22 protein-coding genes are annotated in these 22,426 nt (G+C 68.0%); 14 read left to right on the top strand and 8 right to left on the bottom strand.

Annotated elements, in window-relative coordinates:
- Positions 1–56: 56 nt before the first annotated feature.
- Both ACSGC5_RS07145 and ACSGC5_RS07140 read right to left on the bottom strand, forming a co-directional pair.
- Complete coding sequence (locus ACSGC5_RS07145; protein WP_434969960.1) at positions 57–1,076, bottom strand: 1-aminocyclopropane-1-carboxylate deaminase; 1,020 nt, start codon at positions 1,074–1,076, stop codon at positions 57–59.
- Entirely contained in the window at positions 1,063–1,737 is a 675-nt protein-coding gene (locus ACSGC5_RS07140; RefSeq protein ID WP_434969959.1) for a GntR family transcriptional regulator, read from the bottom strand. Before ACSGC5_RS07140 ends, ACSGC5_RS07145 begins: the two co-directional genes overlap by 14 nt.
- A gap of 161 nt (positions 1,738–1,898) precedes the next feature.
- Between ACSGC5_RS07140 and ACSGC5_RS07135 the strand changes: the two genes are divergently transcribed.
- The 3 genes from ACSGC5_RS07135 to ACSGC5_RS07125 all read left to right on the top strand — a co-directional run bounded on the left by ACSGC5_RS07135 (position 1,899) and on the right by ACSGC5_RS07125 (position 5,250).
- Positions 1,899–2,336: an alpha-amylase family glycosyl hydrolase gene (locus ACSGC5_RS07135; RefSeq protein ID WP_434969958.1), complete on the top strand. Its 438-nt coding sequence runs from the start codon at positions 1,899–1,901 to the stop codon at positions 2,334–2,336.
- Positions 2,326–3,387, top strand: coding sequence for a hypothetical protein (locus tag ACSGC5_RS07130; RefSeq protein WP_434969957.1), 1,062 nt, complete (start codon positions 2,326–2,328; stop codon positions 3,385–3,387). The genes ACSGC5_RS07135 and ACSGC5_RS07130 overlap by 11 nt, the downstream gene beginning before the upstream one ends.
- Positions 3,388–3,453: 66 nt before the next feature.
- Positions 3,454–5,250, top strand: a complete 1,797-nt coding sequence (locus ACSGC5_RS07125; RefSeq protein ID WP_434969956.1) for a proline--tRNA ligase — start codon at positions 3,454–3,456, stop codon at positions 5,248–5,250.
- A 7-nt stretch (positions 5,251–5,257) separates the two neighbouring features.
- Here ACSGC5_RS07125 and ACSGC5_RS07120 read toward each other — a convergent pair whose 3' ends face one another.
- The 3 genes from ACSGC5_RS07120 to ACSGC5_RS07110 all read right to left on the bottom strand — a co-directional run bounded on the left by ACSGC5_RS07120 (position 5,258) and on the right by ACSGC5_RS07110 (position 8,189).
- Entirely contained in the window at positions 5,258–5,761 is a 504-nt protein-coding gene (locus ACSGC5_RS07120; protein WP_434969955.1) for a pyridoxamine 5'-phosphate oxidase family protein, read from the bottom strand.
- An 83-nt stretch (positions 5,762–5,844) separates the two neighbouring features.
- Positions 5,845–6,687, bottom strand: coding sequence for an NADH:ubiquinone oxidoreductase subunit 4 (chain M) (locus ACSGC5_RS07115; protein ID WP_434969954.1), 843 nt, complete (start codon positions 6,685–6,687; stop codon positions 5,845–5,847).
- Positions 6,684–8,189 carry an alanine/glycine:cation symporter family protein gene (locus tag ACSGC5_RS07110; protein WP_434969953.1) on the bottom strand — a complete coding sequence of 502 codons (1,506 nt, stop codon included), beginning with the start codon at positions 8,187–8,189 and terminating at the stop codon, positions 6,684–6,686. The genes ACSGC5_RS07115 and ACSGC5_RS07110 overlap by 4 nt, the downstream gene beginning before the upstream one ends.
- 129 nt (positions 8,190–8,318) lie before the next feature.
- On the opposite strand from ACSGC5_RS07110, the gene nusA reads away from it, so the two are divergent.
- From nusA to rbfA, 4 genes are all read left to right on the top strand, one after another.
- Positions 8,319–9,308 carry a transcription termination factor NusA gene (nusA, locus tag ACSGC5_RS07105; RefSeq protein WP_434969952.1) on the top strand — a complete coding sequence of 330 codons (990 nt, stop codon included), beginning with the start codon at positions 8,319–8,321 and terminating at the stop codon, positions 9,306–9,308.
- A gap of 44 nt (positions 9,309–9,352) precedes the next feature.
- A complete protein-coding gene (locus ACSGC5_RS07100) occupies positions 9,353–9,640 on the top strand; it encodes a YlxR family protein (protein WP_434969951.1) in 288 nt (95 codons plus the stop codon).
- A gap of 56 nt (positions 9,641–9,696) precedes the next feature.
- Entirely contained in the window at positions 9,697–12,483 is a 2,787-nt protein-coding gene (infB, locus tag ACSGC5_RS07095) for a translation initiation factor IF-2 (protein ID WP_434969950.1), read from the top strand.
- Between the two features lie 89 nt (positions 12,484–12,572).
- Positions 12,573–13,010, top strand: coding sequence for a 30S ribosome-binding factor RbfA (rbfA, locus tag ACSGC5_RS07090; RefSeq protein WP_434969949.1), 438 nt, complete (start codon positions 12,573–12,575; stop codon positions 13,008–13,010).
- Positions 13,011–13,016: 6 nt separating this feature from the next.
- On the opposite strand, the gene ACSGC5_RS07085 is transcribed toward rbfA, so the two are convergent.
- Both ACSGC5_RS07085 and ACSGC5_RS07080 read right to left on the bottom strand, forming a co-directional pair.
- Positions 13,017–13,514, bottom strand: a complete 498-nt coding sequence (locus ACSGC5_RS07085) for a flavodoxin family protein (protein WP_434969948.1) — start codon at positions 13,512–13,514, stop codon at positions 13,017–13,019.
- Positions 13,511–14,428 carry an A/G-specific adenine glycosylase gene (locus ACSGC5_RS07080; protein WP_434969947.1) on the bottom strand — a complete coding sequence of 306 codons (918 nt, stop codon included), beginning with the start codon at positions 14,426–14,428 and terminating at the stop codon, positions 13,511–13,513. Before ACSGC5_RS07080 ends, ACSGC5_RS07085 begins: the two co-directional genes overlap by 4 nt.
- Positions 14,429–14,653: 225 nt before the next feature.
- Between ACSGC5_RS07080 and truB the strand changes: the two genes are divergently transcribed.
- The 4 genes from truB (at position 14,654) to ACSGC5_RS07060 (ending at position 17,424) form a co-directional block, all read left to right on the top strand.
- Positions 14,654–15,556: a tRNA pseudouridine(55) synthase TruB gene (truB, locus tag ACSGC5_RS07075; RefSeq protein ID WP_434969946.1), complete on the top strand. Its 903-nt coding sequence runs from the start codon at positions 14,654–14,656 to the stop codon at positions 15,554–15,556.
- Positions 15,553–15,921 carry a hypothetical protein gene (locus ACSGC5_RS07070; RefSeq protein ID WP_434969945.1) on the top strand — a complete coding sequence of 123 codons (369 nt, stop codon included), beginning with the start codon at positions 15,553–15,555 and terminating at the stop codon, positions 15,919–15,921. Before truB ends, ACSGC5_RS07070 begins: the two co-directional genes overlap by 4 nt.
- Before the next feature lie 67 nt (positions 15,922–15,988).
- Complete coding sequence (locus ACSGC5_RS07065; protein WP_434969944.1) at positions 15,989–16,450, top strand: hypothetical protein; 462 nt, start codon at positions 15,989–15,991, stop codon at positions 16,448–16,450.
- Positions 16,447–17,424: a bifunctional riboflavin kinase/FAD synthetase gene (locus tag ACSGC5_RS07060; protein ID WP_434969943.1), complete on the top strand. Its 978-nt coding sequence runs from the start codon at positions 16,447–16,449 to the stop codon at positions 17,422–17,424. Before ACSGC5_RS07065 ends, ACSGC5_RS07060 begins: the two co-directional genes overlap by 4 nt.
- Here the strand turns inward: ACSGC5_RS07060 and deoC are convergent, their stop codons facing one another.
- Positions 17,425–18,141 (bottom strand): deoxyribose-phosphate aldolase, encoded by a 717-nt coding sequence (gene deoC / locus ACSGC5_RS07055; RefSeq protein WP_434969942.1) that lies wholly within the window; start codon positions 18,139–18,141, stop codon positions 17,425–17,427.
- A 92-nt stretch (positions 18,142–18,233) separates the two neighbouring features.
- Between deoC and ACSGC5_RS07050 the strand changes: the two genes are divergently transcribed.
- From ACSGC5_RS07050 to ACSGC5_RS07040, 3 genes are all read left to right on the top strand, one after another.
- Positions 18,234–18,854 carry a hypothetical protein gene (locus ACSGC5_RS07050; RefSeq protein ID WP_434969941.1) on the top strand — a complete coding sequence of 207 codons (621 nt, stop codon included), beginning with the start codon at positions 18,234–18,236 and terminating at the stop codon, positions 18,852–18,854.
- 232 nt (positions 18,855–19,086) lie between these two features.
- On the top strand, positions 19,087–21,237 hold the full coding sequence (locus ACSGC5_RS07045) for a DEAD/DEAH box helicase (protein ID WP_434969940.1): 2,151 nt from the start codon (positions 19,087–19,089) through the stop codon (positions 21,235–21,237).
- Between the two features lie 134 nt (positions 21,238–21,371).
- A complete protein-coding gene (locus ACSGC5_RS07040) occupies positions 21,372–22,400 on the top strand; it encodes a 6-phosphofructokinase (RefSeq protein WP_434969939.1) in 1,029 nt (342 codons plus the stop codon).
- The last annotated feature ends 26 nt before the right edge of the window (positions 22,401–22,426 follow it).

Raw genomic sequence — 22,426 nt, 5'->3', positions numbered from 1 at the left:
CTGCCTAACCTGCCATACGACCCCCGCGCGACGCTATCCCATTGCGCAGGACGGGATCAGTCCCATAGGCGCCAGTAGGCGTTCAGCGCAGGCTGGCCGCCGAGGTGGGCGTAGAGCACCGTCGAGTCCTGGGGAATCTCGCGGTCCCGCACGAGGTCGATCAGTCCGGCCAGAGACTTTCCCTCGTACACCGGGTCGGTGATCATCGCTTCGAGTTGGGCGCCGAGCGCCATCGCGGTCATTGTCGATTCGACCGGGATGCCATAGAGATCACCCGCCCAACCCTCGAGGACCTGGATTTCGTCGTCGCGGAGGTCGCGACCGAGCTCGATGAGGTCCGCGGTGTTGCGGGCGATCCGGGCGACCTGGTCGCGGGTCTTCTCGATGGTCGCTGACGCGTCGATGCCGATGACGCGGCGCCGTACCCCGGTGAGGTCCTCGAGCGCAGCGAAACCGGCGATCATGCCGGCGTGGGTCGACCCGGTCACCGTGCACACGACGATCGTGTCGAAGAAGACGCCGAGCTGCTTCTCCTGCTCAGCGACTTCGAACGCCCAGTTGGCAAAGCCCAGTCCGCCCAGCGGGTGCTCGGATGCCCCGGCGGGGATGGGGTACGGAGTGCCGCCGCTATCCTCGACCTCCTGGAGCGCCGACTTCCAAGAATCCCGGATGCCGATGTCGAACCCTGCGTCATCGAGGCGGGAGTCGGCGCCCATCATTCGCGAGAGCAGGATGTTGCCGACCTTGTCGTTCATGGGATCGTCCCAGGGAACCCACTTCTCCTGCACCAGTCGCGCTCGCAGGCCCAGGTGCGCGGCGACGGCAGCGACTTGACGCGTGTGATTGGACTGGTACCCGCCGATCGAGACCAGGGTGTCGGCGCCGGAGGCGAGGACATCCGGCACGATGTACTCGAGCTTTCGGACCTTGTTCCCGCCATAGGCCAGTCCGCTGGACACGTCCTCGCGCTTGGCCCAGATCTGAGCGCCCCCGAGGTGGGCGCTCAGTCGCGCGAGGTGGTGGACGGGGCTCGGTCCGAACGTCAAGGGGTAGCGAGGGAACTCATGAAGCTTCATCGGTGGGGGTCCTCGTTTCGATGTCGGTGATGAGGTCGGTCCAGATTTCCTCTGCGATCGCGGCTGCGCCGAGGGCGTCAGCCTGAACGCACCTCTCGATCAGCTGGCCGTGTCGAAGCGTCGACAGCTCGGCGCGTTCCGACGAGAACCGTGCCCGTTCAGCTCGGAGCAGAACGGGCTGGTAGAGGTGGAGGACGGTGCGCACCGCGTCATTGTCGGCGACGTCGATGAGGACCGCGTGAAAGAGCTCATCCGCCGCGATCGCGCCATCGATGTCGCCCGAGCGGTGCGCGGAGGTGAACAGCCGGTTCGCCGCCCTCATGCGGGCGATGTCATCCTCACTGAGTCGGGGGACGGCGGCCAGCGCGGCGAGTCGGTGCATCGCCGCCACGACGTCGCGAGCCGCGCATACGGCACGCGGCTCGATGGGTGACACGATCGTGGCACGCCCCGGCAGTGTATGCACCAGTCCGGCGCGAGCCAGTTCGAGAAGAGCCTCGCGCACGGGGGTGCGGCTCACGCCCAGCCATTGGGCGATGTCGACATCCCGCACCTGCTCTCCGGGCTCGAGCGTCCCATCGACGATCGCGGCACGCAGGCGCGCCTCCACCTCTTCGCGGAGGAGGGGGCGGTGGGCGCCCACGTCGGAGGGGACCGGCATGCAATATATTGCATTTCACCGCAGCGACGGTGTCAAATCGACGACTGGCCCCGCTGGGAGTGTCAGGCGTGCGCGTGGACATCGCGGTAAAATTAGCTCAAACGATTTAGCAGCGGGATACGCCTCGACGTACACCTGCGACCGCATCCGGAGCGCGACTCATGACCCACCCCATCCAGCTCATCGCCTACGCCGACCGCCTGGGCGGCACGATTCCGGCGTTGGGCGCACTCGTGCGGGAGCGGTTCGGCGGCGCTTTCGGCGGGGTGCACATCCTCCCCTTCTTCACGCCCTTCGACGGAGCCGATGCCGGCTTCGATCCCGACGACCACACCACGGTCGATCCCCGGCTGGGGACGTGGGAGGACGTCCGTGCCCTTTCACGCGATCTCGACGTCATGGTGGATGTGATCGTCAACCACGTCTCGGCCCGTTCGCCCCAATTCCGTGACGTGATGGAGCGCGGGGACGCGTCGCCGTACGCGTCGATGTTCCTGACGATGGGCGCGGTCTTTCCCGACGGTGCGACCGAAGCCGATCTCCTGCGGATCTACCGGCCGCGCCCGGGCCTGCCGTTCACCCCCGTACGTGTGGGGTGAGCGCACGCGGCTCGTGTGGACGACCTTCACCTCCGCCCAGGTCGACATCGACGTGCGCAGCGAGCAAGGCGCCGCCTACCTCGTCGCGATCCTGGACACCTTGCGGGAGGCGGGGGTGCGGATGATCCGCCTCGATGCCGTCGGGTATGCGGTGAAGACGCCCGGGACCTCGTCATTCATGACACCCGAGACGTTCGCCTTCATCGACGAGCTGACCGCCCTCGCCCACGCGCGCGGGCTGGAGGTGCTCGTCGAGGTGCACTCGTTCTACCGGCGACAGATCGAGATCGCGGCTCGCGTCGACCGTGTCTACGACTTCGCCCTGCCACCGTTGGTCCTCTTCGCGGCAGCGACGGGCGATCATGCGCCGCTGGCGCGGTGGGTGGCCGAGCGACCGGTCAATGCCGTCACCGTGCTCGACACCCACGACGGCATCGGCATCGTGGATGTCGGACCCGACCCGGCCACGGGGGAGCCGGGCCTGCTGAATGCGCAACAGCTGGATGCCCTGGTCGATGCGATCCATGACGCCACCGGCGGGGACAGTAGAGCCGCGACGGGAGCTGCAGCGTCGAACCTGGACATCTATCAGGTCAACAGCACGTTCTACGACGCCATGGGCCGCGATGATCGCGCCTATCTTGCCGCACGCGCCGTCCAGCTCTTCCTGCCGGGGATCCACCAGATCTACTACGTCGGCGCGCTCGCCGGTCACAACGACCGGGCGCTGCTGGAGCGCACCGGCGTCGGTCGCGACATCAACCGGCACGTCTACAGCGCGTCCGAACTCGACCGCGAACTTGAGCGCCCCGTCGTCGCGGCGCTCCTCGCGCTCTGCCGGTTCCGCGCAGCCGCCCCGGGTTTCGACGGGGCTTTCGAGTCCGCACTCGAGGACGACGGATGGCTTCGGCTGCGTTGGGAGTCGCCGTCCGGGTGGTCCGAGCTGCGCACACGACTTGACCGCAGCGAGGCTCAGCTGCGCTGGGCGCGCGCGGGTGAGCCCGAGGGTGCGACGGACGATCTGCTGGCGTTTGCGCCCGCGGATGCCTGAGTTCCCCTGCCGATCGGTCTCGCCGGGACCGATCGCCCACCGCGGCGCGGCCTAGACTTGACGCTCGTGGTCACCCGTCTTTCGCACTTCTTCCTCCGCACGCTTCGCGAGGACCCCGCCGACGCGGAGGTCACGAGCCACCGGCTGCTCGTCCGCGCCGGCTACATCCGCCGGCAAGCGCCCGGCATCTTCGCCTGGCTGCCGTTGGGCCTGCGCGTGAAGGCGAAGATCGAGCAGATCATCCGTGACGAGATGGCGGCCGCGGGTGCCTACGAAGTGCATTTTCCGGCGCTTCTGCCCCGGGAGCCCTACGAGGCCTCGGGCCGCTGGGAGTCCTATGGGGACGGAATCTTCCGCTTGCAGGACAGGAAGGGTGCCGACTATCTCCTGGCCCCGACCCACGAGGAGATGTTCACTCTCCTCGTGAAGGACCTGTACTCCTCGTACAAGGACCTCCCGCTGACGATCTACCAGATCCAGGACAAGTACCGAGACGAGGCGCGGCCGCGGGCGGGCCTGCTGCGCGGGCGCGAGTTCACGATGAAGGACGCCTACTCCTTCGACTACACGGATGCCGGTCTCGAGGCCTCGTATCAAGCTCAACGGGACGCCTACGAGCGCATCTTCCAGCGGCTGGGACTCGAATACGTCATCGTCAACGCCGACAACGGTCTGATGGGTGGGGCCCGCAGCGAGGAGTTCCTGCATCCGACTCCTGTCGGCGAGGACACCTTCGTCCGCAGCGCCGGCGGCTACGCCGCCAACGTGGAAGCCTTCACGACGCTCGCCCCGGAGCCGATCCCGTTCGATGGACTGCCGGAGCCGGTGATCTTCGACTCTCCCGACACCCCCACGATCGCCACGCTCGTCGACCACGCGAACACGCATCTCGACGCCCCGGTGCCCGGGATCGCCGGCCCTGCCACGCAGGGCGCCACGACATGGACCGCCGCCCACACGCTCAAGAACGTCGTTCTGGCGTTGACCCACCTCGACGGGTCCCGGGAGGTCGTCGTCGTCGGTATTCCCGGTGACCGGGACGTCGATGACAAGCGCGCGGAGGTGGCCTTCGCGCCGGCGACCGTCGAGGCTGCCACGCCCGAGGACTTCGAGGCCCACCCGCTGCTGGTCAAGGGTTACATCGGTCCCTGGTCGTCGACGGGTGCGCTGCTCGGTGAGGAGTCGGCAACCGGCATCCGGTATCTGCTCGACCCCCGCGTCGTCGACGGAACCTCGTGGATCACCGGCGCCAACATCGATCAGAAGCACGTGCACTCGCTCGTCGCGGGCCGCGACTTCACAGGGGACGGCTTCGTCGAGGTCGCGGACGTCGCTCCGGGCGATCCGGCCCCTGACGGCTCAGGCCCGGTCGAGCTCGCGCGGGGCATGGAGATCGGTCACGTCTTCCAGCTCGGACGATTCTTCGCCGAGACCTTGGGACTGAAGGTGCTCGACGAGAACGGCAAACTCGTGACGGTGACGATGGGTTCGTACGGAATCGGAGTGACACGGATCCTCGCGATCATCGCTGAGCTCAACAACGACGACAAGGGGCTCATCTGGCCGTCGAGCGTCGCCCCCTTCGATGTGCACGTCGTCGCCACGGGGAAGGATGCCGTCGCTTTCGATCTTGCCGAGCAGGCGTGTGCGCGGCTCGAGGACGCCGGGCTCGACGTGCTCTACGACGACCGTGCGAAGGTGTCGCCCGGGGTCAAGTTCGGCGATGCGGAGCTCGTGGGCGTGCCCCGCATCCTCATCGTCGGCCGAGGCGCCGCGACAGGCGAGGTCGAACTCTGGGACCGTCGCAGCGGGGACCGCGAGACGCTGACGTTCGAGGCGGCGATCGGCCGCCTCACAGCCTGAGTCCCGTTCAGCACGTGATCTTCGCGTGTCGGACGATGTCGTCGTCCGGGGCGTCGCGCGTCACGAACGCCTTGAGCATTCCCGCGGCCTGCTCGAGCCGGTTCTGACCGGGCTCCCAGAACTCGATCTCGACCGGGGTCACGCGCAGCAGGGTGATGCCCGGCGTGTCCAAACCGTCCTCGAACCACACCTCGAGCGAGGGCGAGTACAACTCCTGCATGAGTGCGTCGTCGTGGACGATCCGGGCGCGGCCGGCGACCGAGACGTAGCGCATGCCCTTCGGGTCGCAGTACGACAGACCGACCTCATCATCCGATTCGGCCTCCTCGACCTTCTTGGTGTCCGCGTCGGTGAAGAACCAGATGTCTCCGGTGCCGTCCATCCGCCGCGTGCTCATCGGCCGGCTCACGAGGTTGCCGTTCTCGTCGCGCGTCGTGAGCATCGCGACGTCGATCTCCTCGACGAGTTCCTGGGCGCGGCTGAGGGCTTCGGTTCCTGTCACTTCCGTCATGGCACCCAGGGTGCGACGACGGATGGTGGGGCGCGAGGGGATTGACAGCGTCCGCGGGTGCCCCTATCCCGCCGCGGCGGGCCTCAGAGACCGAACTCGGCCCGAACGTGATCACGGATGGCGAGATACTCCGGCCGATCCCAGAAGAAGAGGAGCTTCCGGGCGACCATGGTGTCGCTGTCTGGCTCCGGCTCGAGGACGAAGGTCATGAAGCTTTCGGCGAAGTCCTCGACGACGTTCGTCGCCGCGTAGTCGCTGACGAAATCGTCCTCGTGCGCAAGGTAGAACTCGTACGCAACGTCGGCATCCGCGTTGCCCGGATCGGGCGCGTCCGAGCCGTAGCCGGCCCAGAACTCCTGGTCGAACTCCCAGAGCGCGGAATCGGGTTCTGCGCACCCCTCATCCAGCTGGAGGGTGTCGCAGCTCCAGGAATCCGGATCGGTCTGTCCCGGCGACAGGCTCAAGATGTGCGCGTACTCGTGGATCAGCGTCGAGAGCAGGAGATCCTCGTCCGACGCGTACGCGAGGTTCACGACGAGCGTCCACTGCGCGGGGTCGTCGGTCTGGATGACGTACGCCAGCGTGTCACTCGATTCGGACTCGCCCACCCGGAAGTCACGGATGACGCTGCCGGCGACCTCGGGCGTCACGATCCTCACGAACATGTCCCACACCGACTCGGTCGTCTCGTCCGCGGTGGGGGAGAGCGACGCGTCGGGCTCGACCGTGTAGACCTCGACGATGCCGAGATCTTCGTCCTCCTCGGTGTAGATCTCACCGTCGGCCTGCTCGCCGAATCCGGCGATATCCCTGGTCTGGTCGACCGTGGCGAGGTCCGGGAAGCCGATCAGCGAGCAGCCCGACAGGGTGAGACCGAGCGAGACGACGAGCGCGGAAAGGGTGAGCGCTACCCGTCCGCGCGTCATGGCCGCGCCCCGTGCAGGTGATCGCGGTGTTTCTGCGACTGTCGCCTCTTCGTGACGATATCGAGCGGGCCGGTGACGGTGAGCTCGTCCTCCCAGCACTCGATACCCGAGACTCCCGGGAGCAGATCTCGCGTGAACACCGGATCACGTCCTTCTCGTCGCTGGCGCGTGTAGTCGCGCAGCAGCCGGAAGGCGATGCCCGACAGGAGCGCGATGGCCACCAGGTTGATGAGCGCCATCACCCCCATGACCCCGTCGGCGAAGCTCCAGACCAGGTCTGCCGAGGCCAACGATCCCGCGAGGACCGCGAGGACGACAGCGACCCGGTAGGCGGGCAGGATGCCGCGACGGGTGGTGATGAACTCGATGTTGGACTGGCCGTAGTAGTAGCTGCCGAGGATCGACGAGAACGCCAGGAGGAAGATGATGATGCTCAAGGCGATGTTCGACCACTCGCCCAGCGTCGCGACGAGCGCACCCTGCGTCAGGGCGATGCCTCGGGAAGCGCCGGCCAGATCGGGCACGGACACCAGGATGATGAACGCCGTGATGGAGCAGACCAGGAACGTGTCGAAGTAGACGCCGAGGGACTGCACCAGCCCCTGCTTGACCGGATGCGTCACGGCCGCGCTCGCCCCCGCGTTCGGCGCCGAACCGAGGCCGGCCTCGTTCGAGAACATGCCGCGGCGGACTCCCGTGAGCACGATGTACCCGAACGTCGCGCCCACCACTTCGTTCAGGCCCCACGCCTGGGTGAAGATCTCGGCGAACACCACCGGCAGCTGCTCGATATGGATCGCCACGACGGCGAGCCCGAGCAGCAGGTAGGCCAGGGCCATCAGCGGCACGAGCGTCTGGGTGACCGAGGCGATGCGACGGATGCCGCCGAACACCACGAGCGCGGTCAAGAGAGCGACCACGACGCCCGCGACCGGCCCCGCCCACGTGGCGTCAGCGCCGAAGCTCGACGACACCGTGTCGGCGATCGTGTTGGCCTGCAAGGACGAGAAAGCGAACGGGAAGCAGATGAGAAGGATGATGGCGAACAGGACCCCCATCCACCGTGCGCGAAGCCCGCGTTGCATGTAGTAGGCGGGTCCGCCACGAAAGCCCCCCTCCGCGTCGCGCACTTTGAACAGCTGCGCGAGCGAGGACTCGATGAAGCTCGAGGACGCACCGACGAGGGCCATGAGCCACATCCAGAACACCGCTCCTGGGCCGCCGAGCGCGATCGCCGTGCCCACGCCGGCGATGTTGCCGACACCGACGCGCGAGGCGGCGGAGATCGTGAAGGCCTGGAACGAGGAGACGGACTGGGGTGCGCCATCCGCCGTCCGAGGCGTCTTGTCGGTGAGCGTGCGGAACATCTCGGGGAAGAGCCGGATCTGCACGACGCCGGACCGGACGGTGAAGTACAGCCCCAGTCCCACGACGATCGGCAGGACCACCCAGGTCCAGAGCAGATCGCCCCACTCGACGATGAGGGCGTTGACGGCATCCACGGGTTCAGTATGTCGGTTCCGGGATCGAATGGGCGAGCACCACGGGACGCGCGCGCGGGCGATCGGGTAGCGTGGGATGATTCCGCGCGATGCGACTCGCGACGGGTAGAGCTGAATAGGGAGGTCACGATGGATATCGATCTGACGCTGCTCAGAACGGTCGAGCGGGAGAAGGACATTCCGTTCGACGAACTCGTTCGCATCATCGAGCAGGCGATCCTGACCGCCTATGCCAAGCACACCTCGCCCAGCGGGGAGGCTCCCGAGGGAGCGCGTGCGCAACTGGACCGCAAGACCGGTCACGTTGCGATCTTCGTGCCGCTTCTGGACGATGAGGGCGTCGTCATCGGCGAGGAGGAGACGACTCCCGAGGACTTCGGGCGCATCGCCGCGTTCGCTGCCAAGCAGGTGATCAGCCAGCGACTGCGCGATATCGCCGATGACGCTGTGCTCGGGGAGTTCCGTGGGAAGGAGGGCGATATCGTCGCGGGGGTCGTCCAGCAGGGGCCGAACCCGCGGATGGTGCATGTCGACCTGGGGACCGTGGAGGCGATCCTGCCCCCGGAGGAGCAGGTACCCGGCGAGGACTACGCGCACGGCTCGCGTCTGCGTGTGTACGTGACGTCGGTCTCGAAGGGGACAAAGGGCCCGTCGATCACCGTCTCGCGGACCCATCCGGGGCTTGTGCGCAAGCTCTTCGCCCTGGAGGTTCCCGAAATCCCCGCGGGGCTGGTCGAGATCGTCTCGCTCGCGCGAGAAGCAGGGCATCGCAGCAAGATCGCGGTGAAGGCGAACGATCCGTCCATCAATGCCAAGGGCGCGTGCATCGGGGAATTGGGGCGGCGCGTCCGCGCCGTCACCGAAGAGCTCGGCGGCGAGAAGATCGACATCGTCGACTACAGCCCGGATCTTGCGACCTTCGTGGGGAATGCGCTGTCGCCGGCGAAGGTCACCTCCAGCTTCGTGCTCGATGCGAAGACCAAGGCGGTGCGCGCCCTCGTGCCCGACTACCAGCTCTCCCTCGCCATCGGCAAGGAGGGGCAGAACGCGCGACTGGCGGCGAAGCTCACGGGCGCGAAGATCGACATCCAGCCCGACAGCATCCTCGACGAGTCCTGACGGGCAGCGTCCCGCGTGGGCCGGCCGCAGGGGGCAGGTGTAGGATGGAAGCCGTACGAACGTGCGTCGGTTGCCGCACGCGTGCTGCCCGGTCGGCGCTTCTTCGCGTCGTAGCCATCGATTCCTCGCTCGTCTGGGACGAGCGAGCGTCGGCGCCGGGGCGGGGCGCGTGGGTGCATCCGAAGCGGGAATGCATCGACGCGGCACTGAAGCGTCGAGCTTTTGTACGCGCGCTTCGCGCACCCGGACCCCTGGATTCGCAAGCGCTCACGAAACGGCTGAACGAGAAACGGCTGAATGGCAATGGACACGAAGTGAACGGCTCGAAATGAGACCCGTCCGCAACTAGCGGTCCGCCCTGTCTGGGTGGGCCCCAGACAGGAGAACTGTGGCAAAACCACGCGTGCACGAGATCGCATCCGAACTCGGCATCGACAGCAAAGTGGCTCTCGCGAAGCTGAAGGAGCTCGGCGAGTTCGTCAAGAGCCCTTCTTCGACGATTGAGCCTCCCGTCGCGCGGAAGCTCCGCGCGGCATTCGAAGGACAGGCGGCTGACGCCTCCCAGGGGGCGCCCGCCAGCGGCGCGCCGGCCCCCTCGAGCAAGAGCGGCGCCCGCCCTGCCCCGCGTCCGGGTGCGGCATCCGGTCGTTCGACCCCCGCGCGGCCCTCCGCGACCCCGGGGCCGCGTCCGACCCCGCAGCCGGCGGAGAAGCCCGAGGCTCCGGCTGCTGCCGAGCCCGCCGCGACGCCGGCCCCGGCATCGCCCACACCGCCGAGTTCGCCGACCCCCGCGAGTCCCGCATCGACGGGCGGGTCGGCCGCGCCGACCCCGCAGGCTCCGCGTCCCGGTGGGGCGCCGCGTCCGGGCAACAACCCGTTCGCCTCGCAGCAGGGCATGGGTCAGCGGCCTGCCGGTCCGCGTCCGGGTAACAATCCGTTCGCCTCGCAGCAGGGTATGGGCCAGCGTCCGACGCCCGCCAACATCCCGAGGCCGCAGGCTCCGCGCCCCGGCGCACCCGGTCGTCCCGGCGCGCCCGGTCGTCCCGGTGGCGCTGGTCGTCCCGGCGGCGGCGGTCGTCCCGGCGCTCCGTTCCAGCAGCGTCCCGGCGGACCCGGTCGTCCCGGTGGTGGTGGCGGCGGTTTTGCTCGTCCCGGCGCACCCGGTGGCGGCGGTGGATTCCCCGCCCGCCCCGGCGGTGGCGGGCGCGGTCGTGGCCCCGGCGGAGGCACCGCAGGTGCCTTCGGTAAGGGCGGCGGCAAGTCCAAGCAGCGCAAGTCGCGTCGGGCAAAGCGTCAAGAATTCGAGATGCGGGATGCCCCGCAGGTCGGCGGCGTCAACGTCCAGAAGGGCAACGGCGAGATCATTCGCCTGCGCCGGGGCGCGTCGATCTCGGACTTCGCCGACAAGCTCGAAGCGATCCGCGGCTACACCGTGCAGCCCGGCACCCTCGTGACGATCCTCTTCAACCTCGGCGAGATGGCCACGGCCACCGAGTCGCTGGACGAAGCCACCTTCGAGGTGCTCGGTGAAGAGCTCGGCTACAAGATCCAGATGGTCTCTCCTGAGGATGAGGACAAGGAGCTGCTCGAAGGATTCGGCCTGAACCTCGAGCAGGAGCTTGCCGAGGAAGACGACGAGGACCTCGAGATCCGTCCCCCGGTCGTGACCGTCATGGGTCACGTCGACCACGGAAAGACGCGGCTTCTGGACGCCATCCGTCAGACCAACGTCGTGGCGGGCGAAGCCGGCGGGATCACCCAGCACATCGGTGCGTACCAGGTGTGGACCGAGCACGAGGGCATCGAGCGTGCGATCACCTTCATCGACACCCCCGGTCACGAGGCGTTCACCGCCATGCGTGCCCGTGGTGCGCAGGTGACCGACCTCGCGATCCTCGTGGTCGCCGCCGACGACGGCATCATGCCCCAGACGGTGGAGGCGCTCAACCACGCGCAGGCCGCTGGGGTGCCCATCGTCGTCGCCGTCAACAAGGTCGACAAGCCCGACGCCAACCCCGCGAAGGTCCGCCAGCAGCTGACCGAGTACGGACTGGTCGCTGAGGAGTACGGCGGCGACGTCATGTTCGTCGACGTATCGGCGCGTCAGGGCACCGGCATCCAGGATCTGCTGGACGCCGTGCTCCTGACGGCGGATGCCGGGCTCGACCTGCGCGCGAACCCCAACAAGGACGCCCGCGGTGTGGCGATCGAAGCCAAGCTCGACAAGGGCCGCGGATCGGTGGCGACCGTCCTCATCCAGTCCGGAACGCTGCGTGTGGGCGACGCGATCGTTGCGGGAACCGCATACGGACGCGTCCGCGCCATGGTCGACGAGAACGGTGACCCCGTCGAGGAGGCAGCGCCCTCACGTCCGGTCCAGGTGCAGGGTCTGAACTCCGTGCCTCGCGCCGGCGACGTGTTCATCGTCACCGACGAGGACCGGATGGCCCGCCAGATCGCCGAGAAGCGTGAGGCTGCCGAGCGCAACGCTCAGCTGGCCAAGGCGCGCAAGCGGATCTCGCTCGAGGACTTCACCCGTGCGCTCGAAGAGGGCAAGGTCGAGTCGCTCAACCTCATCATCAAGGGCGACGTGTCCGGTGCCGTCGAGGCGCTGGAGGAGTCACTCCTCAAGATCGAGGTCGACGACTCGGTGCAGCTGCGCATCATCCACCGCGGTGTCGGCGCGATCACCGAGTCCGACGTGAACCTCGCGACGATCGACAACGCGATCATCCTCGGGTTCAACGTGCGACCGGACTCGAAGGCGCGCGAGAGGGCTGCCCGCGAGGGTGTCGACATCCGGTTCTACTCGGTCATCTACAACGCGATCGACGACGTGGAGCAGTCCCTGAAGGGTCTTCTCAAGCCGGAGTTCGAAGAAGTGCAGTCGGGTGTGGCGGAGATCCGCGAGGTGTTCCGCTCCTCGAAGTTCGGCAACATCGCCGGATGTATCGTCCGCAGCGGCACGATCACCCGCAACGCCAAGGCGCGCGTCATCCGCGAGGGTGTCGTCATCGCCGACGGCCTTGCGATCGAGTCGCTCCGTCGGTTCAAGGATGATGTCACCGAAGTGCGCACCGACTACGAGTGCGGTATCGGCCTCGGCAAGTTCAACGACATCCAGGTCGGCGACGAGATCGAGACGACCGAGCTCGTCGAGAAGCCTCGCGGCTGAGAGCCGCTGGACGCTGTGATTCAGGATGTCCCCCCTCGGGTCGGGGCATCCTGAATCTCGGCGGTCCTGCAAGCGCAAGGAGAGATGAGATGACTGGGGAACGTCAGGCCCGCTTGGCCGACCGCATCAAGGTGCTCGTGGCCGAGCGGCTCGAGAAGGGTCTGCGCGATCCGAGGATGGGCTTTGTCACCATCACCGACGTGAGAGTGACGGGTGACCTGCAGCACGCATCGGTGTTCTACACCGTCCTGGGCAGCGAGGAGGAGCGCACCGCGACCGCCGAGGCGCTGCGCGCCGCGACCGGGATGCTGCGCAGCGAGGTGGGGCGCAAGCTCGGCGTTCGGCTGACGCCCACGCTGGAGTTCATCCATGACGGCCTCGCTGAAGACGCCGGCCACATCGAGGAGCTGCTGCGTGAGGCACGCGAGCGGGACAGCGCGGTCGCGGGCCTTGCCGCGTCCGCGACCTACGCCGGTGACGCCGACCCGTACGTGACGCCGCGTACTGGCGCCGAGGACGAGGACTGACGGTCCTCAGGCACGCACCCTCGACCGGAGGGAGCGTCCCCAGTGGCGTGCGCGCTCCAGTTCGCCGGCCACGAGCGGACCCTGGACGTCGCTCACGAAGAAACTGATGGATGCGACCGGTGCGAAGCCGCGCGAGCGCCCTTCCTTCGCCGCGGCCTTGCTCGCCGAGCCGGGGATCCACCGCTGCTTGGCGTGGGTGTCGAACGTGGCAAGGGGCACACGTCTCGAGACGGTGACGTTCTCGAGCCAGTCGCGCAGACCTCGCGTGGTCGCCGCCACTGCCCCGCGCGAGACCGCGTCCTGGCGGGTCGCTTCGCGCGTCATCGAGAAGGCGTGTGTCGGGCCGCCCGCGACGACCAGTGCGGCATCCTCCGGCACGGCGTTGTGCGCGCCGTCGACATCCGTGATCGAGACATCCGACCACTCGGCCAGTCCCTCGGCGACGGCGCGGGCGATGTCCCGCGTGTTCCCGAACATCGACTCGTAGACCACGATCGTCTTCACGGTGTCGACGCTAGATGGGTCTGGACGCCCTCGGATAGGGACCTTCGGCCTCGCGGCAGAGTGGCGACGTCATCCTCGAGCTCGATGAGACCGTCGGAGACGAGCGAGTCGATCGCACGATCGCGCTGGACCCGGTCAGGCCACTGCGCCGCAAGCGAGTCAACAGGCACAGCGGAGGGCGCGGCGTCGCGGAGCGCCTTGAGGACCACTCCGCGCACCTGGCGGTCGCTTCCCTCGTATCTCGCTTGGCGGCGACGACTGTCGCCGGTGTCCGGATAGCCGGCTTCGCGCCACGCGCATCGGGATGCGACGGGGCACGCGTCGCAGCGAGGCCGCCGTGCCGTGCACACCGTCGCGCCCAACTCCATCGCCGCCGCGTTGAACAGCGCGGCATCCGCATGATCCTCGGGCAGCAGCGCGGCCATCGCCTCGAGGTCTCGCCGAGAGGGCGAGCCGGGCTGGGAGCATCCGTCGACGACACGGGCAAGCACCCGGCGAGTGTTGGTGTCGACGACGGGATGCCGATCACCGTAGGCGAACACCGCCACCGCCCGCGCCGTGTAGTCCCCGATGCCGGTCAGCGCCAACAGCTGGTCGACGTCACGGGGTACCACCCCGTCGTGGCGCTCGGTGATCTCCTCTGCGGCGCGGTGCAGCCAGAGCGCGCGGCGGGGATACCCCAGGTTCGCCCACTGGGTGACGGCGTCCGCTGGTGAGGCCGCGGCGAGGGCGGCGGGAGTCGGCCAGCGGTCCAGCCAGGCCGTCAGGTGGGGGATCACACGACTCACCGGCGTCTGCTGGAGCATGAACTCGCTCACGAGGATGGCCCACGCCCCCACGCCGGGGGCCCGCCACGGGAGATCTCTCGCATTCTCTCGAAACCACCGGTTGAGGTCGGTCGCGAACGGATGCACGGCCCCAGCCTATTTTGGTTCGGTCGCCCCGGCCGCGCTGCGTCGGATCCGCCTCGCGCAGGGGTCAGACAGGTCTGCGAAGCCGGAGGCGGAGGAGGACGGGGTGGCCGAATAGGCTGGATCCATGTGTCTGCCCGCCACCCCTCCCGTGACGCTGGTGCGGGAGCCGGTCGGCGCACCCGATGTCGTCGACACCGCCGACCTCGTGAACCCGAAGGTGGTCCGATGACCGATCCGAGCGGCATCCTGCTCGTCGACAAGCCCGGTGGAATGACCAGCCATGACGTCGTCGCCCGCGCCCGCCGCGCGATGGGCACCCGCAAGGTCGGCCACGCGGGCACGCTCGATCCGATGGCGACGGGTCTGCTTGTGCTCGGTGTCGGCGCCGCGACGCGACTGCTGACATTCGTGGTCGGTCTCGACAAGACCTACGAGGCGACGATCCGGCTGGGGGAGTCGACCGACACCGACGACGCGGACGGCGCCGTCACGGCATCCGTCCCCGTCCAGGGAGTCACGGATGCCGACATCGCGGCCGGTATCGCCGCCCTCACCGGCACGATCGAGCAGGTTCCGAGTACCGTGTCAGCGATCAAGGTCGACGGACGTCGAGCGTATGACCGCGTGCGCTCCGGAGAGCAGGTGGCCCTGGCTGCCCGCACCGTGACGGTGTCGCGTTTCCAGGCGCGTTCTCCTCGTCGTCTCGTGGAGGGAACCGGTGGCGAGCGACCCGTGATCGATCTCGATGTCGTCGTCGACTGCTCGAGCGGCACCTACGTGCGGGCGCTCGCCCGCGACCTGGGCGCCGCGCTCGAGGTCGGTGGTCACCTCACGGCGTTGCGGCGCACGCGCATCGGCCCCTTCTCGGTGACCGAAGCCGTCGGGCTCGAGGATTTGGATCCGGGCAGGCTGCTGTCTGCGGCCGCTGTCGCGAGCGCCGTGCTCGGGCCTGTTGCCGTGACCGAGGACGAGGCGCGCGACCTCCGACACGGAAAACGAATCCTCGGTGCCGCGGGCCGGCTGGCGTCTGGACGGGCGGCCATCGACCCGGGCGGACGGCTGGTCGGCATCCTCGAGCGGCGTGGCGATGACCTCAAGAGCACGATGAACATGGCGGAGGGCTCATGACCCTGTGGTTCACCTATGTGCAAGTGGCGGTCGCCGTCCTCGGCGGGTTGCTGTGTGTCATCCTCGGGCTCGTCGGCCGTCGCCCGAGCGATTACACGGTCGGCGCGCTCGCGCTGCTCGAACTGCTCCTGGTCGCGCAGGTCGTCGTCGCGATCGTGGCGCCGTTCGTGGGCAACATCCCGACCGGGAGCGTCCTCGAGTTCTGGGTGTACCTGGTCTCGGCGGCGCTCCTGCCGCCGGCGGCCGTGATCTGGGCGCTCCTGGAGCGAAGCCGCTGGAGCACCGTCATCATGGGGATAGCGGCGCTGTCCGTGGCCGTCATGGTGTGGCGGATGCAGGTCATCTGGACGGTCCAGATCGCGTGAGCTCGTCCGCCCACAGCAGCCTGGAGGCGCGAATCCGGCCCTGCGGGCACGTAGGATGAATGCCGCCATGACTACGCCTTCGCGACCCCGCATGACCGGAATCGGACGGGTCCTCGTGATCGTCTACCTGATCATGGCTCTTGCTGCGACCGGCCGCTCGTTCGTGCAGATCGTCCGCGAGTTCGACGAGGCGCCGGTGGCCTACACCCTGTCGGCGCTCGCCGCGGTGGTCTACATCATCGCCACGCTCGCCTTGATCTTCGCGGGCCGACGCGGCTGGTACCTGATCGCGTGGATAGCGATCTCGTTCGAACTGGCAGGCGTGCTCGTCGTCGGGACGCTCAGCTACCTGATCCCCGACATCTTCGGTCATCCGTCCGTGTGGTCCTACTTCGGCGGGCTGGGACCGGACGGGTACATCGGCTACCTGTTCGTTCCGCTCGTGCTTCCCTTCCTCGGGCTGTGGTGGCTCTGGGCGCACCGGCCTGCACGCTTCTCGACCCCGACCGAGGTACTCGCCCCCTCATGATCGTGTTCCGTGACCCTGCCGAAGTACCGTCGGACTTCGGTCCGTGCGTCGTGGTCATCGGCAAGTTCGACGGTGTGCATTCCGGCCACCGTGCGGTCATCGACCGTGCCCAGGTGGAGGCGGTATCCCTGGGCGCCAAGGTCGTCGCAGTCACCTTCGACCGTAATCCGCTCGCGCTCCTTGCTCCGGACAAGTGCCCCGAGAGCCTCATCGGCGTCCACCAGAAGGTGCGGCTGCTTTCCGATACCGGCGTGGACGCCGTCCTGGTGTTGCGCTTCGACGAGCACCTCGCGTCGCTGACGGCGGAGGAGTTCGCCCGTGCGGTCCTCATGGACGCACTTGCGGCACGCGCAGTGCTCGTCGGCTCCGATTTCCGCTTCGGGCGAGGGGGCGCCGGTACCGCGGACACGCTCCGGTCCTTCGGGAGGGCACACGGATTCGACGTCGACATCGTCGATGACGTCCGGGCCGCCGACGGCGGTCGCCGTGTCTCCTCGACCTGGATCCGCGAACTGCTGAGCGCGGGTCACGTGGGCGATGCGCGCAAGCTGCTCGGCCGCGACCACGCCGTCGTCGGAGAGGTCGTGCACGGGCTCAAGCGGGGCCGAGAGATCGGGTATCCGACGGCGAACCTCAGTCACGACCTCGAGGGATTCGTCCCGGCGGACGGCGTGTACGCGGGGTGGCTCGTGGACGAGGCGGATGCCGGCGGCCTGCGCCCCGGAACCCGCTACCCGGCCGCGATCAGTATCGGAACGAATCCCACTTTCGATGATGTCTCGGCTCGACAGGTCGAGGCCTACGTGCTCGACGAGACCGATCTGGACCTCTACGGGCATCATGTCGAAGTCCGCTTCGTCGAGCGGATCCGCGGTATGGGTGCCTTCGCGGGGGTCGACGCGTTGGTCGCGCAGATCGCCGATGACGTCGAACGCACGCGAGAAGTCCTCGGGCGGGATCAGCCGCCCGACTGATCAGTAGGACGACTCGTCGACTGCGCCGCTGGCAGACTCGCCCGCCTCGATCGCGCGGAGCTCGCCGAGGATGGTTGCGCTGCCGCTGGTTCCCAGCCGCGTCGCACCGGCCTCGAGCATCGCGAGCGCGTCCTGCAGGCTGCGCACCCCGCCGGATGCCTTGACCTGCGTCTGCGGACCCACGGAGCGTCGCATCAGACGCACGGTGTCGACCGTCGCGCCGCCGCCGGCGAAGCCCGTCGAGGTCTTGACGAAGGTCGCGCCCGCCTCTTCGGCAAGCCGTGAGCCTCGCTCGATCTGCTCGTCGTTGAGCAGCGAAACCTCCAGGATCACCTTGGTCACGGCGCCGTCGGCAGCGGCGACGACGGCGCGGATGTCGTCACGCACGACGTCATCGAAGCCCGAACGCAACGCGCCGATGTTGATCACCATGTCGAACTCGCTCGCGCCGTCCTGGGCGGCCTGGCGGGTTTCTGCCACCTTGGCGGCCGTCGAGGTGGTGCCGTGCGGAAAACCGATCACGGTGCCCACCGCCACGTCGGAATCGGTGAGGACCTCGACGGCATGAGCGATGTCGGACGGGCGTACGCACACGCTGAAGACGTTCCACTCGCGGGCGATCGCGAGCTGTTCGTCGACGTCGTCCCGCGTGAATTCGGGCTTGAGGATCGCGTGGTCGATCGTGGCGGCAAGCTGCGCCTCGGTGATCTGGCTCATGCCATCAGCCTACGCATCGCGCGGCGCGGGGGACAGCGGAGCCATCCGGGGCCGGGTATCGTCGCTCATGCCGCCGAGTCCAAGGAGCAGGGATGCAGTCGAGAGGTCTCGCCGCCGCCATGTTGGTCGTCGGCGTCTCAGTTCTCGCGGGGTGCGATGCGCTTCCCGCCCAGACACCGACACCGACAGCATCCGCGTCGATCAGCGCGTCGAGCCCGAGTGCGACATCCGCCCCGACCAGCTCGCCGACCGCCGCGGCGGACTTCGCTCTGCCGGGGTCGTGCGAGGCCCTTTACTCGCCGGCGATGCTCGATGAGCTGACTCGGACGAATCCGCCCTTGAACGACCCGGGCATCACGATCTACGCAACCGAGAACGTCGACGCACTGGAGGTCCTCGCATCCGGTATTCCGACGATCCGCTGCTCTTGGGGGGAGGCCGGGGCCCCGGGTCTTGTCACGAACGTCTCCGTGGTCTCTGCAGCCGAGGCCGACACGCTGCGGGAGGCCTTCGCTGCCTCGGGAATGGCCTGCGATTCGCTTGCCGGCGGCACGGTGTGCCGGATCGAGCAACAGACCATCGATCGGCAAGACAACATCGTGCGCATCGGTGAGACCCATTACCTGCAGGGCAGCGGCTGGGTAGCCACGCACTGGGTCGACTTCGCACCGAGCGGTTATACGGAGGATATCGTCGCGACGCTGTGGCAGTGAGCGGCAGCTGATACCTCGCACGGATGCCGTCCACGGCCCGTCGCGTTGGCGAGGTTCCGACTCGCGCTAGAATGGAGCGGACGCCGTGTCACACCGCGCAGCTCGCCGAAGCGAGTGCCCGTGCTGTTGTGAGCCGCAGGTGTCGATGTTCGAGTGAGATCGCGTCTGTCCCAGACGCTCATACGCCGCCATCAGGGCGGCGGTCACAGATGTACGAACGCTCAGGAGGAGCATGCCGGCCACGGCAACCGCCGCTCAGCGGCGCAAGAAGTCCTCGTCGGCGCGCCGCGACGACGAAGCCCCGATCATTCCGATCCTCGCCCGCAAGGTGCGCGAGGTCGAGGCCAAAGCCCAGCGCGGCAAACTCGGGCCGACCAACCGTGTGAAGTTCCAGGTGATCGCGTTCCTGGTGCGTGAGGAGCGTGCGCGCGTCAAGGCAGACTCGTCGATCACGGATGCCGCTCGCGTCGAGCTGCTCAAGCGACTCGACGGCGTGGCGACCATCCTGGCGAAGACCGCCGCCCGGGATACGTCGCTCATCCAACTGCTCGAGGTCGATCAAGCGACATCGCCGGTCGCGCGCCGCATGCGCCGTGACTGGTTGCTGGAGTCCGGTGCCGAGCTGCCTCCGGACGAGCTGATCATCACCGACACCCCGGCGCCCGCGCAGCAGGTCGTGCCCGCAGCGCTCGCGGAGCGACAGGTGGTGCCCGCGTCGATCGAGGCGCGTCAGATGGCGCATCCGTTCCTCGCCCCCGACCTCACGATGCGCGCTCCCCGGGAGACGCCGCGGCGCCGCCTGGACGGCTGGGAACTGATGGGTCCCCTGTACAAGGCGTTCGAAACCGGTGCAGGCGGAGCTGCCGCATCGATGGACCTGCCGCCGGTTCCCGAGTTCGACAGGCTCTCGCCGCGGGGACTCGAGATCATGCCGCACCAGTCCCGCTTCCTGGAGTCCGTGCGTGAGGGCCACCGCACGTTCCTCCTCGCCGACGAGCCGGGCCTGGGAAAGACCGCGCAGTCGGTGCTCGCGGCATCCGTCGCCGGCGCCTACCCGCTGCTGGCGGTCGTGCCCAACGTCGTGAAGATGAACTGGGCGCGCGAAGTCGAGCGGTGGACGCCGCAGCGTCGCGCGACCGTCATCTCGGGCGACGGCGAGGACCTTGACGCTTTCGCCGACGTCTTCATCGTCAACTACGAGATCCTTGACCGACACCTGTCGTGGCTCGGCTCGATCGGCCTGAAGGGCATGGTCGTCGACGAGGCCCACTTCATCAAGAACCTCACGTCGCAGCGCTCCCAGAACGTGCTTGCGTTGGCCGGTCGGATCCGGGAGCAGGTGCGCGACCCGCTCTTGCTGGCACTCACCGGAACTCCGCTGATCAACGATGTCGAGGACTTCGACGCGATCTGGCGCTTCCTCGGCTGGACGACCGGTGAGAAGCCCGGCCCGGAGCTGATGGCCAAGCTCGACGAGACGGGTCTCACCCCGGCGGACAAGGCGTTCTACCCTGAGGCCCGCTCTGCCGTCATCTCGATGGGCATCGTGCGGCGCAAGAAGAAGGATGTCGCGGCAGACCTGCCCGACAAGCTCATCGCCGACCTTCCCGTCGAACTCGACGACGAGTACGGCCGCTCCATCCGCCAGGCCGAGCGTGAGCTCGGCGCTCGGCTGGCTGCGAAGTACCGCCGGATCATCGACGCTCGCGGTGACCGCGGGCTCGCGCCCGGCGAGATCGACGGCGACATCGTCCGGCTCGTTGCGGAGGGTGAACTCGAGGAGTCGAAGGCTGCGGGCGCGGGATCCGAGAACGTCTTCACGATGGTGCGCCGCATCGGCCAGGCCAAGGCGACCGTTGCCGCCGACTACGCGGCTCAGCTGCAGCGATCGGTCGGCAAAGTCGTCTTCTTCGCCAAGCACATCGATGTCATGGATGCCGCCGAGCGTCACTTCGCGCAGGCAGGACTACGGACGGTCTCGATCCGCGGGGAGCAGACCACCGCCGCGCGCCAGCAGGCGATCGACGCGTTCAACGCGGACGCGGATGTCGCGATCGCGGTCTGCTCGCTCACCGCGGCAGGTGTGGGCCTGAACCTGCAGGCTGCCTCGAACGTCGTGCTCGCGGAGCTCAGCTGGACGGCAGCCGAGCAGACGCAGGCAATCGATCGGGTCCACCGCATCGGGCAGGACGAGCCGGTCACGGCGTGGCGGATCATCGCAGCTCACACGATCGATACGAAGATCGCCGAACTGATCGACACCAAACAGGGTCTCGCGTTGCGTGCCCTCGACGGTGAGGCGGTGGATCCGGGCTCGAGCGACTCGGTCCAGCTCGCCGCGCTCATGCACCTGCTTCGTCAGGCGCTCGGCGACACCGAGTAGGCCGTATCGCGGCAGCTCGCCTCGTCGCCGGGTAATCACGGCGGCATGGGGATGGCTGGCACGGGATACGGACGCTAGTGTCGGTGGAGGCAACGTCGCCACCTTGCATCCGGACACTCCAACAGGGACGGCACATGAGAATCGGCATCCTCACCAGCGGCGGCGATTGCCCCGGACTGAACGCGGTCATCCGCGGCGTGGTCCTCAAGGGGACGACGTCGTACGGTCTTGACTTCGTCGGCATCCGCGACGGATGGCGCGGTGTCGTCGACGGTGACTTCTTTCCGCTCTCGCGCCACGACGTGAAGGGTCTGTCGAAGGTCGGCGGGACGATCCTCGGAACGAGCCGCACCAACCCGTACGAGGGCCCCCGCGGCGGCGCCGAGAACATCACACGCACACTGGAGGATGCGGGGATCGACGGCATCCTCGCGATCGGCGGGGAGGGGACTCTCGCCGCCGCCGACCGGCTCTGGAAGGACGGCATCAAGGTGCTCGGCGTCCCGAAGACGATCGACAACGACCTTCGCGCGACCGATTACTCGTTCGGCTTCGACACCGCCGTCAACATCGCCACGGACGCGATGGACCGTCTTCGCACCACCGGCGACTCGCACCAGCGCTGCATGGTCGCGGAGGTCATGGGACGCCACGTCGGGTGGATCGCCCTGCACGCCGGTATCGCCGCCGGTGCGCACGTCATCTGCATTCCCGAGGTGCCGATGTCGATCGACGAGATCTGCCAGCAGGTGACCAGCGCGCACGACCGCGGCCGCGCACCGCTTGTCGTGGTCTCGGAGGGATTCACGCTCACCGGAATGGATGAAGCGCACAGCCACAAGGGTCTCGACGCGTTCAACCGTCCGCGCCTCGGGGGGATCGGCGAGCTCATCGCCCCCGAGATCGAGCGCATCACGGGAATCGAAACGCGCGCGACGGTTCTCGGTCACATCCAACGCGGCGGATCGCCCTCGGCGTTCGACCGTGTTCTGGCGACCCGACTGGGCCTGCACGCCGCCGATGCGCTCGTCGACGGGGCATGGGGCCAGATGGTCGCCATGCGCGGAACGGATATCGTTCGGGTCTCGTTCGAAGAGGCGCTCGGCGAACTCAACACCGTTCCCCTGTACCGCTACGAAGAGGCAGCCGCACTCTTCGGCTGAGGTGCCGTTCGCCCCCAGCCCTCGCT

Origin of the sequence: Microbacterium sp. bgisy207, assembly GCF_965345035.1 — a bacterium.
Taxonomy (GTDB): domain Bacteria; phylum Actinomycetota; class Actinomycetes; order Actinomycetales; family Microbacteriaceae; genus Microbacterium.
The sequence above is the reverse complement of the archived record's forward strand: the minus strand, read 5'-3'. Positions and strand labels throughout refer to the sequence as shown.